This is a genomic window from Rhodopirellula sp. P2, from assembly GCF_028768465.1.
Classification (GTDB): domain Bacteria; phylum Planctomycetota; class Planctomycetia; order Pirellulales; family Pirellulaceae; genus Rhodopirellula.
This window is the reverse complement of the sequence record NZ_CP118225.1, coordinates 6,390,816-6,408,151: the sequence shown is the minus strand read 5'-3', so window position 1 is coordinate 6,408,151 and position 17,336 is coordinate 6,390,816. Positions and strand designations below refer to the sequence as shown.

The window sequence follows — 17,336 nt, the reverse complement described above, 5'->3', positions numbered from 1 at the left end:
CGAAGGAAGCGGTTTCAAAACGTGGGGAAACATTTGATGTTCAAAAAGATGCCTCACGCCGTGGAACCGACGCTGAAACGACAGGAAATGGCGAGGATTGTCTTTTGCCCCCCGAACGACCTGAGCGATTGCAACGGTTGCAACGGTGCCGCGAAACGAGTCGCGATCGAGTGTGCGAAGACGCTCACCGCAGGGAGGTCTCCAGCGGGCGGACTCCAGCGGGCGGACTCAAACGGGCGGACTCAAACGGGCGGACTCAAACGGGCGGACTCAAACGGGCGGACTCAAACGGTGTGCGGCACGGGGCCGGGGGCGATCATGCGGCGACGCACGGCCTCGATTTGTGACAGGCAGGACTCGCATTCGTCGAAGTCAGACGCCAGTGCGGCATCAATCAATTCACGTGATGGTTGGGTCAAGTCGCCATAGCCGACCGTTCCCCCGGCTCCCTTCAGCCAGTGGGCGCTGAGTCCCAATTCCTCAAATTGTTTGGTGTGCAATTCGGATCGCATGTCCTTCAATCGGGCGTCGAGTCGCACGATGAAGTCCGAGACGATGGCATGGAAATCAGGGTCTTCCAGGGGCAGGGTGCAGTGAATCGGATTGACGATCTGCAGCGGATCCAGGGGGGCGTTGGACGTGCCGGTCAAGCCGTCTGCGTCGGGTTGGGACAGCGTGTCCATTCCCGGGATCATGACCCGACTGTGTAATTCGCGGATTTGCTGAAGGATCGACTGGGCGTTGCCGGCCGATTCATCTTTGGCGGCTTGTTCCAACGTGCGTGCGGGCTGAGTGAAGACGTCCAGACCAACGGTTCCTCCGGCGCCTTTGAGCCAGTGGGCTTCGCCGTGAACGAAATCAAACTTGGCCTCGTCGATGGCCCGTTCAATGCCGTCCAAGCGGGCTTGCAGACGCGAGACAAAGTCGCCAGCGATGGCGCGGAAGTCTTCGTCGTCCATCGGCAAGGTCGGCACAATCGCGGACGACGGCAGGTTGGCGGTGGCCGGAGTGACCGGTGTCAACGGCAGCGATGCCATGCCACTCAGCCCGCTTTGAGCCAAGCGAGACGTTGTTTCTGGGGACAGAACACTTGGGGAAGACAGAACAGTGGCGTTGGTCAGGGTTCCAGGATCGACCGGGCCGAGGTACTGCGAAACCATTTGCAGCAACTCGTCCAAGTTGACCGGTTTGGTGAGGAAGTCGTCGCAACCGGCATCGATGCATTTTTCACGGTCACCACGCATGGCGTTCCCGGTCAGGGCAATGACAGGAGTTTGGTCCTCTTGTGCTCGCAGTTGTCGAGTGGCGGAATACCCGTCCAGGACCGGCATTTGCATGTCCATCAACACCAGTGCGTATGGATCGCCGGCCTGCTGGCCCTGTTCGATCATCTCGAGGGCTTCTCGTCCGTGCTCGGCGGTCAACACCACGGCACCGGCGCGTTTGAGCACCAATTCGATCAAGCGACGGTTGGCTTCCCCGTCATCGACGACCAACACGCGTTTGGAAGGCAAACGCAGCAATTCGGAACTGACTTCACCGGCCGATTTCTCTTGTGCCAAGCGAGCCAATTCTTCGGGGCTGACCATGTCTTGAAGATTGGCGACGCTGGTTGGAATCTCGACGCGGAAGGTGCTGCCGATACCCACTTCACTGTGCACCGTCAACGCTCCGCCCATGGCTTCGGCCAACCGGCGGCTGATGGAAAGCCCCAGCCCGGTGCCGCCGAACTTGCGCGTTGTGGAGCTGTCGGCCTGCACAAACGAGTCAAAGATTTTGGCTTGTTGACTCGGCGTCATCCCGATCCCCGTGTCGATGATGTCGACTCGAATGATTGGGTCGTATCCTTCGATGGAGTTGGAAGGCGTCTTCAGCAAGGAGGTCACGATTGAGACCGAGCCACTTTCGGTGAACTTGATCGCATTGCCGACCAAGTTGGTGACGACTTGACGCAGGCGGGTTGGGTCGGACTGGATCGTTCGCGGGATGGCGGTCCGGAAATCGACTTTGAGTTCCAGGCCTTGCTCATCGGCTTTGACCTTCAAGGTGTTGGCAACGTCGGTGACGATGTCGTCGAGGTTGGTGTCGATCGATTCGACTTGCAGGTGTCCTGATTCGATCTTGGACAGATCCAAGATGTCGTTGATCAGTTCCAGCAGGTGGGCGCCGGAGCGGTGAATCATGTTCAAGTGGTCGACCGCTTCATCACCGCTGGACACCAACCCACGGCGCAGCACGTCGGTGAAACCGAGCACGGCGTTGAGCGGCGTGCGAATCTCGTGACTCATGTTCGCGAGGAAGTCACTCTTGGCCGCGTTCGCGTTTTCCGCGGCGTCACGGGCTTTCGCCAGTGCGACTTTGTTTTCTTCGATCAGGGTGATGTCTTCGAACGTGACCAAGTAGCCTTGGCCCGCGATCGGGGTGCAGTTGACGCTGAACGTCAGCATGCGACCGCTGTTGTCGTATTGAAGAATCCGATCCATGACCGAATCATCGTTCTGCTTGGCTTCTTCCCAAGGCAGCAATTCATTGCTGTCGGCCAGCGCTTGCCATTCGAGGTCGTCGATTTTTTTGCCGGTCATCTCCGCAGGTTCTTGCGAGAGCAATTGATTCAGACGCCGGTTGGTGAACAGGATTCGGCCTCGCGAATTGAGCAGGACCAACCCGACCGTGATGGTGTCCAGCGCGTTCTCGACGTGGGTGGGAACGGCACCGGAGGGATCCAGGCTTTCCAGGGTCTTCTTCAGGAAGAACGAAAACTGGATCAAGCAGGCGGGGACCAGAACAATCAGCAGCCAAGCGGGGGCCCAGTAGTTCAGGCCAAACAGACCGCCGGTGGAGGCAAACGCAACCTGCAATTCGCCCCACTGTTTCCCGTATCGAAACACCGGGACACGCATTTGGTTGACGTCGTCTTCGAGGCTTTCGTCCCAGAAGTGATCGTGTTCGCCGGCAGAGACAAGCAGTTGTCCTTCACTGGAAACCAAACCAATCGAGTTGATCTGCGGGTCTCGGTGAACGACCGATTCCAGGGTGACCCGCAACGAGTCGACTTGCCCGTGACTGGCCATGGCGGTGCCGCTGATCGCCAACGATTCGCACAGCCGCGCACGGCCGTGCAAGATTTCTTCCTGTTCATTGGGGAAGAAACCGGCGGCACTGGCCACCAGCAGACTGCCGGCCATCAGGCCGACCAGACCGAGTGAAATCCGAATGCGAATCGGGATACGCTGATAGAGGCTCATCATTCGTCTGTCATCGCTTTATCGTGGCGGTCCATGAGTTCTTCGAGAGTTTCTCCGTCACCGTTTCCAGAGAATCCTTGCATGATCAACAACGGGTCCACCGCACTCCAGGCGGGCATGTGTGCGATCAAACCTGACAACAGCAGCCCACTTCGCAGTGCCCAGGCAACGACACCCACCGTCACACTGGAAGCGGCAGCACCGGCGGTGCCGACCACGATCAAATCGCCATTGATTTGTGAGTTGACCTTTTGTTGGTAGTTGTCCAGTTGGTCCCACATCTCACCAGGTTGGCTCATCAGGGCGTAATCAATGGATGTCATGGTGGCACCATCGGAGCCAAAGTCGAAATCCAGATCCAAACGTTGAATGCGCCCGCTCGAGTGGCCCAGTGCAAGTTGCGTGCTCGCGAATTCGTGCTCGCGTTCAGCAGCTTCGTTCGCAAGCCGTGCCTCGTTGACACTGGCGTTCATGCGTTCGAGTTCCGACGATGTCTCTTCGGCACCAGCAGATTGGGATCCTGGTTGTCCACTTCCATCCGGGCCGGTGACCGCGTTGGGAATGCCGACTGGGACGTCGGGCGATTCCGCTTCGGAATTGGATTCGGAGTCCGAATCGTTGGAACTGTCTTCGGAATCGTCTTTGCTATCGGAATCAGAATCAGAATCCGTTTGGTCGCTATCAGACGCATCCGAGTTGGACCCTGACCCATCATCCGGCGATGGTGGCGCGGGAGGCGTCGGGATGGTGGGGATCGGGAGGAATGTCAGGGTGGCCGTCGCTGCAGCACTGTGTTGTCGTCCGTCGTACGACGTCCATTCAAAGGTGATCGAACCAATGAATCCAGGAGGCGGCGTGAAGGTGAATCCGCCGTCGACACGCAGATCCAAGGTGCCAAGCGTCGGACCTGAATGGAGGTGGGCCGTCAACGTTTGCCCATCAATGTCGTCAGAAAGCCCTGTAAACACGGAGGCCGGTATCTCCATGGTTTGGCCAACAAACGAACTGTTTTGCCAGTTGTTGAGCGTCGGCGGTGTGTTCGTGGTGGTGACTTGGATCTGCAGCGTTTGTGTGTCTTCCGGACCACCACCCAGACTGGCGTCATCCAATTCGATGGTCACGTCCAAGTTCGGGTTGGTGATGGCATCGAGCGAGATGCCCGCTCGCAATCGCAGTTCCGTTCCAACGACCTCAAACAACGTCGCGTCATCGCCACTGAGTGAGAATGTTTCGGCTCCGAGTGCATCGTCCGTGATCAACAAGTCGGCCACTTTCAAACCGCTCGCCAGGTCTTCGTCCTCCGCCACCAGTGTCATAGGGGAATCCAAGGTGAAGCTGGGAGCTTCGTTGACGTCGGTGACGGACAGTGTGAAGTCCGTCGAGGAGTCGATGCCGCCGCCGAGTGACGTGTCGTCGACATTGACGGTGACGTTGAGTGTTGCCATCGATTCGAAGTCCAACGGTGTGTCACCGGTCCAGAACAGTTCGGTGCCGTCGATTTCGAACAGGCCCGAGTCGGTGCCTGAGAGCGAGAGCGTGTTGGTTCCGGTTTCATCGTCGGTGAGGATGATGTCGGCCATCTTGATTCGTGAGCCTGTGGCGGTGGACTCGGGCAACGAGTCGGCGCTTTGACTCAGGCTGACGACCGGAGCGGTGTTCACATCGGTGACGTTGATTGAAAACGCTTGGCTGTCGTCGGGCGTGCCACCCACCGTGTTGTCGTCCACGGAAACCGTGACATCCAAGACGCCATTGGTGTCGTAATCGAGCGCCGCGTTGTCGATCAACCAAACTTCCGTTCCATCGATTCGGAACAGACCCGCATCGGCACCGGACAGTGACAGCGTCTCGGTCCCGAGGGCATCATCGGAGACGGTGATGTCGGCGACCTTCATGCCGGAGGACAGGTCTTGTCCTTCGCTGATCGTTGTGACGAGATTGGACAAGCTGACCGTGGGAGCTTCGTTGACGTCGGTGACGGACAGTGTGAAGTCCGTCGACGAGTCGATGCCGCCGCCGAGTGAGGTGTCGTCCACGTTGACGGTGACGTTGAGTGTTGCCTTCGATTCGAAGTCCAACGGTGTGTCACCGGTCCAGAACAATTCGGTGCCGTCGATTTCGAACAGTCCCGAGTCGGTGCCTGACAGCGAGAGCGTGTTGGTTCCGGTTCCATCATCGGTGAGGATGATGTCGGCCATCTTGATTCGTGAGCCTGTGGCGGTGGACTCGGGCAACGAGTCGGCGCTTTGACTCAGGCTGACGACCGGAGCGGTGTTCACATCGGTGACGTTGATTGAAAACGCTTGGCTGTCGTCGGGCGTGCCACCCACCGTGTTGTCGTCCACGGAAACCGTGACATCCAAGACGCCATTGGTGTCGTAATTCAACGCCGCGTTGTCGATCAACCAAACTTCCGTTCCATCGATTCGGAACAGTCCCGCATCCGCACCGGACAGTGACAATGTCTCGGTGCCAAGTGCGTCGTCGTTGATCGTGATGTCGGCGACCTTCATGCCGGAGGACAGGTCTTGTCCTTCGCTGATGGTTGTGACGAGATTGGACAAGCTGACCGTGGGAGCTTCGTTGACGTCGGTGACGGACAGTGTGAAGTCCGTCGAGGAGTCGATGCCGCCGCCGAGTGACGTGTCGTCAACGTTGACTGTCACGTTCAGCGCCGCTTTGGATTCGAAGTCCAACGCCGAGCCACCGGTCCAGAACAGTTCGGTGCCGTCGATTTCGAACAGGCCCGAGTCGGTGCCTGACAGCGAGAGCGTGTTGGTTCCGGTTCCATCATCGGTGAGGATGATGTCGGCCATCTTGATTCGTGAGCCTGTGGCGGTGGACTCGGGCAACGAGTCGGCGCTTTGACTCAGGCTGACGACCGGAGCGGTGTTCACATCGGTGACGTTGATTGAAAACGCTTGGCTGTCGTCGGGCGTGCCACCCACCGTGTTGTCGTCCACGGAAACCGTGACATCCAAGACGCCATTGGTGTCGTAATCGAGCGCCGCGTTGTCGATCAACCAAACTTCCGTTCCATCGATTCGGAACAGACCCGCATCGGCACCGGACAGTGACAGCGTCTCGGTCCCGAGGGCATCATCGGAGACGGTGATGTCGGCGACCTTCATGCCGGAGGACAGATCTTGTCCTTCGCTGATCGTTGTGACGAGATTGGATAGGCTGACCGTGGGAGCTTCGTTGACGTCGGTGACGGACAGTGTGAAGTCCGTCGAGGAGTCGATGCCGCCGCCGAGTGACGTGTCGTCGACATTGACGGTGACGTTGAGTGTTGCCATCGATTCGAAGTCCAACGGTGTGTCACCGGTCCAGAACAGTTCGGTGCCGTCGATTTCGAACAGGCCCGAGTCGGTGCCTGAGAGCGAGAGCGTGTTGGTTCCGGTTTCATCGTCGGTGAGGATGATGTCGGCCATCTTGATTCGTGAGCCTGTGGCGGTGGACTCGGGCAACGAGTCGGCGCTTTGACTCAGGCTGACGACCGGAGCGGTGTTCACATCGGTGACGTTGATTGAAAACGCTTGGCTGTCGTCGGGCGTGCCACCCACCGTGTTGTCGTCCACGGAAACCGTGACATCCAAGACGCCATTGGTGTCGTAATCGAGCGCCGCGTTGTCGATCAACCAAACTTCCGTTCCATCGATTCGGAACAGACCCGCATCGGCACCGGACAGTGACAGCGTCTCGGTCCCGAGGGCATCATCGGAGACGGTGATGTCGGCGACCTTCATGCCGGAGGACAGGTCTTGTCCTTCGCTGATCGTTGTGACGAGATTGGACAAGCTGACCGTGGGAGCTTCGTTGACGTCGGTGACGGACAGTGTGAAGTCCGTCGACGAGTCGATGCCGCCGCCGAGTGAGGTGTCGTCCACGTTGACGGTGACGTTGAGTGTTGCCTTCGATTCGAAGTCCAACGGTGTGTCACCGGTCCAGAACAATTCGGTGCCGTCGATTTCGAACAGTCCCGAGTCGGTGCCTGACAGCGAGAGCGTGTTGGTACCCGTCGCGTCATCGGTGAGGATGATGTCCGCCACTTTGATCCGCGAACCCGTCGCGGTGTCTTCCGCCATCGAGACGCTGTTTTGACTAAGCGTCACCACAGGGGCCGAGTTGACGTTGGTGACCGTGATCGAAAAGGGATCCGTGTCATCCGGACTGGAACCTACCGTGGAATCATCGACCGAAATCGAAAGATTCAAGGTGTTCTTGGTATCAAAATCGAGTGTCACTCCCTCTTTCAAATACAGCTTCGTGTTCGAGTCTCGCAGTTCGAAATAGGCGGCATCGGTGCCGAGCAGGTTGAATGTGTTGGTCCCCTGTCCATCGTCGTTGAGCGTGATGTTCGCGACGTGCACACCGCCGGTTAGGTCAGCGTCTTCCGAAATGGAAGCCAGCACAGGGGTAATGGAAAAGGACGGAGCTGAATTCACGGGGTTCACATCCACCGAGAAAGTTTCTTCGGTGTAGGAACTGTCTGTGCTGGTGGCGCGAACCGTGAAGCTGTGCTCGGTCGCGATGGAGTAGTCCAAGGTTGCTGCCAGAGTGACAATTCCGGTTCCGGAGTCAATCGTGAACTTAGAATCGGGATCGCTCACCAGACTGTACGTCACCGTCTCGCCATCCGCATCAGTCGCAAGGACCTGGACGCCGACCGCGTCTCCAATGTCGGCGTCTTCGTCGACGCTGTCGGGATCTGCATCGGCATCTGAAATCGGGCCGATGGGCGAGTTGGGGGAGGTTCCCTCGACGAAAGTCAGCGAATTGATTTCTTGGTCATCCAATTGGTCCAATCCAATGTCCGAACCATCGAATAGCAACTCGACAGTGCCCACGGAGGCGTTCCCGCCGATTCGGGTGGATGTCATGGTCAACCGAAAGACATCTTGGTTCGTCCCCGTCACTCCACCAATCGTGGTCGATGATTCTCCCCCTGCATGAATGGCAATCAGGAGGTCTCCGGCGCTGACGGCGACGCCACCAATCGTTGTGTTGGACTCAACGATATGCAGCCCCACAATCTTTTCGTTGAACTCCAAGTTCCCGCCGTTATTGTTTTCGACGGAGTCATCTCCTTCGATCAGGATCGCTTCGGTACCGGATGTGTTTGATTCACCGACGGTGTCAGCCGTGTAGGTGTAGATTCGGTCGTCTTCGCTACCAGATTCGGAAAGCAGAAAGGTTCCTTGGCGGAGCGTCGTGTCCCCAACCGTGACTCCACCTGCACTTTCGACCAATGAGATCCCGTGAATGTCATTTCCATTCAAGGGGTCATCGAGCAAGAGAAAGAAGTCGCCAGCAGAGTAATCACCCGGTGTGGAGGCACGAAACACGATCACGTCTTCACTGTCGAATTCCTTGTCGGGTTCGGTGGCACTCGAAAAATCGATGCCGCTCTTGTCAATCGCAAAGATCAGGTCGCCCGCCAACAACTCAAAGCTGTTTGCTCCCGAACCGACACTTAGTCCGGACCAAACCGCATGCATGCCCGAGATGCCGACATTGGTTTCACTGATGAAATTTTCCAGACGGAAACCGATCGTGGAGGCGGTTCCGGATGTGGTGCCTCCGTTTCCATCCAGAGTCAATCCAGGGTCGCTGATTTGCACGACCTGGTCATCACCCCAGTTTGGAAGACCAGCAACCGATGAACTGTCCACATCATTATCCGTGCTGAACCACAGACCATCGATTTCGGCTTGATTCTGGACTCGAAGACTGAGTGTTTGCGTGGTGGTGTTGCCGTCCGAATCGGTGACGTCCACGATCACGCTGTAAGACGGTTGGCTTTCGTAGTCCAACACTCCGTCGGTCAGGATCAATTCATCTGAATTGCTGCCACCGATCGAGAATTTTCCAGCATCCAGTCCGCCGACGACAGCGTACGTGAAGCTCTCGTTTTCATCCGCATCGATCGCTGACAACTGACCGACGCTCAATCCTGACGAAGTGTTGGTGTTTTCAACAATCGGATTGGATTGAAACCCAATCGAGATCGGAGCGAGGTTGGTTTGCGAGGCTCCCAGCCCGATTCCGCGTGGTGCGTCCAACCCCGCAATTCCGAGATTGGTGACATTGTTGCCATCCAGGTCGGACATGAAGATTCCGGGGACGCCGGAATCGGTCCAGTAAAGCTTTCCGTTGAGGTGATCGATCGTCAGACCATCGGGCTGATTCAAGCCTGAGTCGATCAAGACGCTGCGATTGGTGCCATCAAGATCCGCGCGCCAGATGGCATCGGTCCCTGCGGACACGGAGTAATACAGCGTGTCGTTGGCGACATCGATTGCCAACCCGTTCACGGCGGTGCCAATGCCACCGGGGTGAGTGAACAGCGTCGTTCGGTTGGACCCATCCAAATCCATCCGTTCGACTTTGAAGGTCAGTTCGTCGGTCCAGTAGACATGACCATTGACAAGGTCCAGTTCGATATCGTCTGGTTTGGTGAGATTGAAGGCCGCCGTGACGAGCGCGAGTGTTTCTTCGTTGTTTCCATCTAAGTCAGAACGTTTGACGGCATTGTAGGCGTCACCGTCTTCGACCCAGTAGATTTTCTGGTTGGCGAGATCAATCTCGATGCCCCGCGGTTCGTCCAGTCCCGTGAGGACATTGACCAGCCCCGTCCCGTCAAAGTTGACACGGCGAATTCGATCGCTACCGGGTTCGGAGAAATAGAGGTGTTGATTGACGGAATCCACAAACAGTTCGTCGGGGTTCGACAAACCACTACGGACTGTTTGAACATCGGTCCCATCCAGATTGGATGATCGTATCTCATCTGTTCCGTTGTCGATCCAAAAGATGCGATCGATCACGCCAGCCTGGGCTTGATACGCTCCACTGTCCAGTCGTCCATCCAGCGAACTGAATCCGCGCGCGTCTTCGCCAACTTCATTTTCAGGTTTGCCAGCATCGATCGCCGCGCTGCTGCCTTGCAACTTGTGCGTCAGGACATAGCCACCGTTGTTGGCGAGTGATCCGAGATCGGCGTTTTGTCCGATGAGGTCATCGCCGCCAAACCCGGATGCCGAGCCGAGGTTTCCAATCAGGTTGCCACCGCTGGAGGTGAATGTTCCCTGAACATCGGGACTCGCGTTGATTCCCGTGTTGCCAGTGACAATCGAATTGGCAACGGTCGTGGTTCCCGACTCAACAAAAATCCCCCCACCGACTGTGGAAGTGTTGAGCGTGATCGTTGAATGGACAACGTTCGTGGCAGCTTTGGTGTAGATGGCACCGCCGACGTTGGTGCCCGTGTTGCCGCTGATGGTGACGTTCGTCAACGACGTTAGCGTGGAATCCGACTCAATGAAGATGGCACCCCCCACGGTTGCCACATTGCCGGACAATGTCACTCGGTTCAAGTGGGCGGTTCCGCGGTTTTGGATCCCGCCGCCGGTGTTGGTGCTTTGTCCGGCAATCCCACCGTTGTCAATGATTGAAACGTCGGTCAGTTCGATGGTTCCATAGTTGCTGATCGCTCCACCATCGATTCCGGAGTTGTTCGTCAGCAAAGCTCGATCGACGATCAGTCCCGTCGAGGCGTTGACCTGAATCCCACCGCCCGAGTTGGAACCTGAACGTCCGCCCTGCAAGGTCACATCCGAGATTGTCAGCGTGCCACTGCGAACGTCAAAGATTCGGCTGAGTTCTCCCCCGTCAATGATCGTGTTGTTGATCCCATGCCCGACGATGGTGACATCTTTCAGGATATCGAGGTCGCCATAGGAGTTCGTGTTGTCTTCCGATTGATGACGGGTGAGTTGGAAGACCGTTGGGGTATCCAGGGAAGCGTCGAAAACAATCGTGTCCCCGCCCGCACCCGCGTTGGCCAAGGCGATGGCTTCTCGCAAGGACATCTCGCCGTTGTCGTTGCTCTCGTCAATCCAAGTGGTGACCGTGATCGTGGCAAGTTTGTGACCCCATTCCTGTTGGAACGCTTGGCTGACAACGATTTCGCTATCAATGATGCCGGTCGCATATTCCAGGTCCCAGTCCGCGTTGTAGCGAGCGTGGCCGGTGTCATCGTCGCTGGCGGCCACATCGGCGCCAGTCAGTGCCGCGATGGAATCGACCAACGTTCTGCCCGAGGCATCGGAGGCTAGGTCGCAGCCATAAAAGAGGATGTCCGCATCCGATGTCAGGGCGTGCTGCCAGGAGGCGATCTGACCCGCGTGAGCATCCAGGTTGTCCGCCCCGAGCCACAGGTTTCCCAGTCGCACCGAGGCATCCTCGGAGTGCGAAATGATTTGCAACGAACGGATGCCGGTGCGTGACTCCAAAATCTCAGTGATCTGCGTGATCCCATCTCGATCCGCATCCAGGACAATCACCTCGCTGCCTTCACGATGCAGACGCAGGTCTTCCAGCAACGCCTCCAGGTCCGGTGTCAGCGCATCAATGACGATGAGCTCACCGGTGACAGAGGCCGACTGTTCCTCGGGGTTTTGAACGCTCGATGCGGTGGTGCTCTGTTGTGATTCGGTTTCCGAATCCAAGGCGATTTCCATCACCGTTGCAGCGGCAGCGGCTTCACCGGAGGACGCCCCGTCCATCATCGCGGGATCGATCGGCGTGGCGCTGAACAGCACCATCGGTTCGAGCGTGCTGACATTGGGGGACCGCTTGCCGTGAGACGCTGGGCCGCGCGACCAAACGGAAGTCTGCGCCAATGTCACGACGTGATCCACCCTCAAGCAGCAATGCTGCCACCAGTGTTTCGTCCATTTTGACATTGGATACCTCGCACGTCCGTGCTCGAACAAGGGACAACAGCATCGACACACGCTTGCTCACGGTACAACCCATTGGTGTGGGCCGGTCGTCCGCCGAAATGTAGGCGACAAAACGTCAGGAGGCCTCGAAAACAGAATGGGTAAAACAGGTTTTCTTTTGGGACTGGTGAAGATGTGCGGTTTGCAACGTTCATTTCGACCGTGGGTCCGGTCGTGCAGGATGAATGCATCGTTGCACCTGAATTACTTCCATCGATTCGGTCGATCAGACGAAGGATCAGGTGTCTGGGGGCACACCGAATTGCCACTTCAGACCGAACTTGCCTCAGTAGCTCAATGAAACAACGCGTGAAACCCACAGACGGCCCCCGAGAAGGATTGCGTCTTCGCAAACCTTGGGGGACGCTGCGCAAGTCGCCTGCGGTTGGCCGCAGGTGGGTTCGTGCCATTGGGGTGTTGGGTTTGATCGCGGGATCGAGTCAGGTCACGCTGAGGGGGCAGACGCCGGTTGAACCGTTGAAGCATTCCACTGAGTATCCTGCCACCGAGTCTCTTTCGGCCGAGCCTCACTCCATCGAACACGAGCTGAATCCGTATCGCTCTCACGCGACGGTTCATCTGCCGATACCGCATGCCGTTTCGAGTGGTCCGTATGCACAACAAGTGGACCGTTATCGGAACCGAGTGCTGGATAGCGAAGTGCCCGCGGAAGGCGACGCGAATTGCTGGTTCCGAAATTCACCTGCGTTGTCGAATTATGCCCCGCTGAATGGCGAAGTCAGTCAGCTCGATCCGCAAGTTGTGTGGTGGGACGCCGACGTCTCGCGTCCGCTGGGTCTGGCCGAGCAATACACCGCAGTCGACGCGTCGGGTTTGGCCCAGACGGCCCTGATCGCTTCACCCTACGTTCGCAGCCTGCTGACCGAACCACAGATCTCGATGACGGACATCGTGATCGCTGATGCGCAGTTCGACCCCCTGACTTTCCTGGATGCGAACTACACGGACACGAACGATCCGGTTGGCAGCGAACTGACCACCGGGGACCAATCCGATCGTTTCCGTGACAATCTGTTTGCCTCTTCGGCTGGTGTTCGCAAGAAGCTGACCAGCGGCGGGAATCTCGAAGTTGTGCAGCGTGGTGGCTTTCAAAGCAATAACTCCACCTTCCTGACACCCAACCCGCAGGGCACATCGCGGTTGGAGTTGAATTTTTCGCAACCGCTGCTTCGGGATCACGGAAAAGCCGTCAATCGGACTCGCGTGATTTTGGCCAAGATCGACGCACAGATCACCAACAGTGAAGTGCGTGAAGAGATTCAAACGCACCTCGTTGATGTCACCACCGCGTACTGGGAGCTTTACCAAGCCCGAGCCGAATGGTTGCAACGCCATCGCTTGTTGGCCAGTGCATTGGAGATGCAAGCGGTACTGAATGCACGTGGCGCGGTCGATTCTCAACAGCGACAAATTTTGCGTGCCAACGTTGCGGTGGCAAAACGTCAGGCGGATTTGGTCCGCATTGAAACTCGGATTCGCAACGCGCAGTCCAAGTTGCGATTGCTGACCGGTGATCGCCAATTTGTTCAGTTGGCGCAGTTCGAAATGGTGCCGGTCGAGCGACCTTTGATGCAGTCGATTGAGTTGAGCACGCGGGACGCGACCCTGACGGCGCTCGACAACCGTCCTGACATTGTGCAGAGCCTGCAACAAATGCATGCGGTTTCGACACGAGTTGGTGCTGCCCGCAATCAAGTCTTGCCGCAGTTGGACTTGTTGCTCAGTTCGTATGTTTCGGGGTTGGACACCAGTCGAAACACGGTGGGAGCCATTGGCCGCCAATTCAGCGAAGGGCGTCCGACCTACTCCGCCGGTTTGATCTTTGAACGTCCGTGGGGAAACCGTGCCAACCAAGCTCGTTTGCGGCGCAATCGCTGGGAATGGACACGTTCTTATGCCGAGTTCCAACAGACCACCGAAGCGGCGATCACTGAAGTTGAAATCGCCGTTCGCGAAACACAAACGCTGTTCAATGAACTGATTGCCAAGCAACATTCGACCATCGCAGCAACCCGCGAAGTCGAATACCTGCGGCAACGTTGGATTCACTTGCCGGATCCAAATGAAAACGCGATTTTGCTGATCGAGAATTTGCTCGATGCACAAGAACGTTTGGCAGACGAAGAACGCGGTCTCGTTCGCGCCCAAGTCGCTCATGCTCTTTCGTGGGTGATGCTTCGCAAAGCCATGGGCGTGTTGTTGGTGTGCGATGTGGCGGAGGTTTCGCCCGTTCTGAGCAACACACCGTCGGTCATTCTGGCGGAACCAGAACCGTTTGGCGGGATGATTGATGGCGAACAACTCTCGCTGCCAACGGTTCCTGAATGGAGCCTGCCATGAGTGTTCTCAAGGCGGCCAACCATTGGTGTTCGGCTTTGACTTCGGCTTCCGGACACTCTTGGTTCCCCGGGCGACCTGCGATGGAGATCGAAACCATTCTGCAAGCCGCTGGCGATCAGTTGAGTGGAAGACGGGAGTGCCGCCGAGGCGATTTGGCGCATCGATGGCAGACGCTTCGAACTCGCCTGTTGCAGCATTTGGCCGAGGGTCCACGCAGCTCATCGCGACAACGCGATGTGATCTGGGAACAGTGTTTGGTCGATGCGTTGGTGTTGGCCTTCGATGCCGTGGAGCAAACCCACGGGATTGAATTGTTTGAAGTTCAATTGCGTGCCGGGTTGATCGTTTCGGCTGGCTGGATGTCCCGTCGCGGCGGCGTTGCTGAAATGCAGACCGGTGAAGGCAAAACGTACGCCTTGTTTGTGGCTTCGTTGATCGCCGCGTTGCCGGGCCGAGGCGTGCATGTGGCCACGCCCAATGCCTACTTGGCCAAGCGGGATCATGACGACCTGCGCGAAACCTGGGCGTTGTTGGGCGTTGTGTCCAATTGCTTGCCCGAAGACGTCTCGCCGGAACGGAGCCAATTGGCATACCGAGCCGATGTGACCTATGGGCCCGGGCACGCTTTTGGATTTGATTACCTTCGCGACCAGTTGGCCATGGACACGGCGGCTCGCCAGCGTCCCGGCACCAGTCTGCTGAATCGACTGAACGCGACGACGACCGGCAACGCACGATTGCAGCGTGGGCTCGCGGTCGCTTTGGTCGACGAGATCGATCATGTCTTGATCGATGACGCGTTGTCACCATTGTTGCTGTCGGGCACGCGACCGGGGGAGGCCGAGGACGCCGCCGTCCATCGACATGCTCGGGCTGTCGCGGAATCACTTCGGGAAGGCGCTGACTTTCGAACAACCGGACAACTGATTGAGTTGACAGACCAGGGATTGGATCTCGCCTACCAATCATTGGAAGATTGGTCTGATGCTTCTCTACGGCGTCCTTGGCACGAATACGTGGAGTTGTCCTTGCAAGCCAAGCATTTGCTTCGTCGCGAAATGGATTATGTGATCGACGAACAATCCGTTCGGATCGTCGATCAATCCACGGGGCGAATTTATGAAGATCGAACCTGGTCCGGCGGTTTGCAACAAGCCATCGAGGCCAAAGAAGAGCTGCCGATCCAGCGGGAGAGCGAAGCCCTGGCGAAGATCACCCGGCAGCGTTTTTATCGTTCCTACGACTACTTGGCGGGAGTCACCGGAACCGCGGGCGATTGTCGCGAAGAGCTGAAGTCGGTCTATGGTCTGCAGGTGCAAACGGTGCAACCTCGCCTGCCATCTCGACGAGTGGTTCACCCGACACATGTGACCAACACGTTGGAGCAAAAGGTGGCTGCCATTGCCGAGGAAGCTCGCCGAATGACCGACGCTGGGCGTTGCGTGTTGGTTGGCACGCTGGACATTGCGACCAGCCACTGCGTTGCCGAGGAGATTCGTCGGCAAGGGCTCTCCTGTGAGTTGCTCAACGGCCTGCAGAACACCGAGGAAGCTGAGGTGATCGCCCGGGCAGGGCAACCACACGCGATCACCGTCGCGACGAACTTGGCGGGCCGCGGAACGGACATTCGACTGCATCCCGATGTGGCAGCCAAAGGCGGATTGCACGTGATCGTGGCGGAACACCATCGTTCGGCGCGAGTCGATCGGCAACTGATCGGGCGTTGTGCCCGCTGTGGTGACTCGGGCAGTTGCCGGCATTTTTTGTCGGCCGAAGATGAGTTGGTCAGCCAATCCGCCCCGTGGGTTGGCCGCGCGATTCGGCGTGCCATCGCGAACGACCAAATGGAAACACTTTCGGTGGATTCCCAGATCGCCTCGATCCAACAGCGGCAAGCCAAGCGGGCCGCTGCGGCCCGACGGCAATTGCTGGAAGCAGACGATCGCGATCGCGGATTGGTTTGCAAGGCTCAATCAAACCGTGATCCCGCCCCACACCTTCATGCATTGGATGCAGGATAATGAACCACAACTGGATAGCGACGCTCTGCGTCTTGGTGAGTGTGCAGTGCTTGGGCTGGCTGGATTCAGGAGCCCTGGGGACCGGCTACGTGAACACCGTTTCCGCGGATGAGTACGAAGCCTTCACCGAGCCCTATCGAAGGGTCAACGTCTCCTCATCGGAGATGGGCGTGATCACCGAACTGAAAGTTCGGGAAGGCGACGAGGTCAAGGAAGGTCAGCTCTTGGCTCAACTCGAGGACACGTTGCTGCGCAAAACATTGGAAGTGTCACGAGCGGCAAAAGATGCCGTCGGCGGCAAGACGGCCGCGGAAGCCGAAGTGGCCATTCGTGAACAACAAGTCCAGAGCTATCGCCGATTGTTCACGCAAGGCAATGCCACGCCACGTGAACTGGAACGCGCCGAGAACGATCACCGACAAGCCTTGGCAAGATTGCAAAGCGTCACGGAAGAATTGAGTGTTCGAGCGTTGGAACACCAGCGTGTGATCTGTCAGTTGGAACAACGGCGTATCTTGGCGCCCGCAGACGGGGTCGTGGTCTCGTTTGCCAAGGAAGCAGGGGAGTTTGTTTCGCCAACCGATCCCGTCCTGCTGCAATTGGTTCAACTGGATCGCCTGAAAGCGATCTTTTCCGTCCCGTTGCGTCGAATCGATCGCTTGTCCGAAGGCCAAACCGTTGTCGTTCGCGTCGGTGGGGCTCGCCGTGCAGTGCTGGGGACGCTCCAGCACATTTCGCCGGTTGCCAATGCCGAGTCGGGAACGGTTCGCGTGCGAGTGATCTTGGACAACGAAAACAGAGACCTTCGCAGTGGCGTGGTCTGTTGGTTGGATCTCGAAGCGTCAGCGCGATCGATCGAATCAAAACGGACCCGAGTCAGCGACGCACCGCTTTCTCTTTCTCCTGCGGTGCGTTAGCAC

At 57.6% G+C, this 17,336-nt stretch carries 5 protein-coding genes; 3 read left to right on the top strand and 2 right to left on the bottom strand.

The annotated features are described in order from the left end of the window. Nucleotides 1-284: 284 nt before the first annotated feature. Together PSR62_RS22515 and PSR62_RS22510 are read right to left on the bottom strand one after the other, a co-directional pair. On the bottom strand, nt 285-3,248 hold the full coding sequence (locus tag PSR62_RS22515) for a response regulator (RefSeq protein WP_274405213.1): 2,964 nt from the start codon (nt 3,246-3,248) through the stop codon (nt 285-287). Continuing rightward, a complete protein-coding gene (locus tag PSR62_RS22510; RefSeq protein ID WP_274405212.1) occupies nt 3,245-11,995 on the bottom strand; it encodes a DUF4347 domain-containing protein in 8,751 nt (2,916 codons plus the stop codon). Before PSR62_RS22510 ends, PSR62_RS22515 begins: the two co-directional genes overlap by 4 nt. A 453-nt stretch (nt 11,996-12,448) precedes the next feature. Here PSR62_RS22510 and PSR62_RS22505 point away from each other — a divergent pair, with 453 nt between their 5' ends. From PSR62_RS22505 to PSR62_RS22495, 3 genes are read left to right on the top strand one after another with little or no spacing between them, the layout of a single operon-like run. Then, complete coding sequence (locus PSR62_RS22505) at nt 12,449-14,395, top strand: TolC family protein (RefSeq protein WP_443217462.1); 1,947 nt, start codon at nt 12,449-12,451, stop codon at nt 14,393-14,395. Then, nucleotides 14,392-16,416 carry a preprotein translocase subunit SecA gene (locus PSR62_RS22500; RefSeq protein ID WP_274405210.1) on the top strand — a complete coding sequence of 675 codons (2,025 nt, stop codon included), beginning with the start codon at nt 14,392-14,394 and terminating at the stop codon, nt 16,414-16,416. The genes PSR62_RS22505 and PSR62_RS22500 overlap by 4 nt, the downstream gene beginning before the upstream one ends. Continuing rightward, the gene (locus tag PSR62_RS22495; protein ID WP_274405209.1) at nt 16,416-17,333 is read left to right on the top strand and encodes an efflux RND transporter periplasmic adaptor subunit; all 918 of its coding nucleotides are present in this window, start codon (nt 16,416-16,418) and stop codon (nt 17,331-17,333) included. Before PSR62_RS22500 ends, PSR62_RS22495 begins: the two co-directional genes overlap by 1 nt. Nucleotides 17,334-17,336 lie beyond the last annotated feature (3 nt).

Excerpts from the sequence above, each read along its gene's own strand:
- PSR62_RS22515 (WP_274405213.1), bottom strand. The coding sequence starts at position 3,248 with ATGATGAGCCTCTATCAGCGTATCCCGATTCGCATTCGGATTTCACTC.
- PSR62_RS22510 (WP_274405212.1), bottom strand. The coding sequence starts at position 11,995 with ATGTCAAAATGGACGAAACACTGGTGGCAGCATTGCTGCTTGAGGGTG.
- PSR62_RS22500 (WP_274405210.1), top strand. The coding sequence starts at position 14,392 with ATGAGTGTTCTCAAGGCGGCCAACCATTGGTGTTCGGCTTTGACTTCG.
- PSR62_RS22495 (WP_274405209.1), top strand. The coding sequence starts at position 16,416 with ATGAACCACAACTGGATAGCGACGCTCTGCGTCTTGGTGAGTGTGCAG.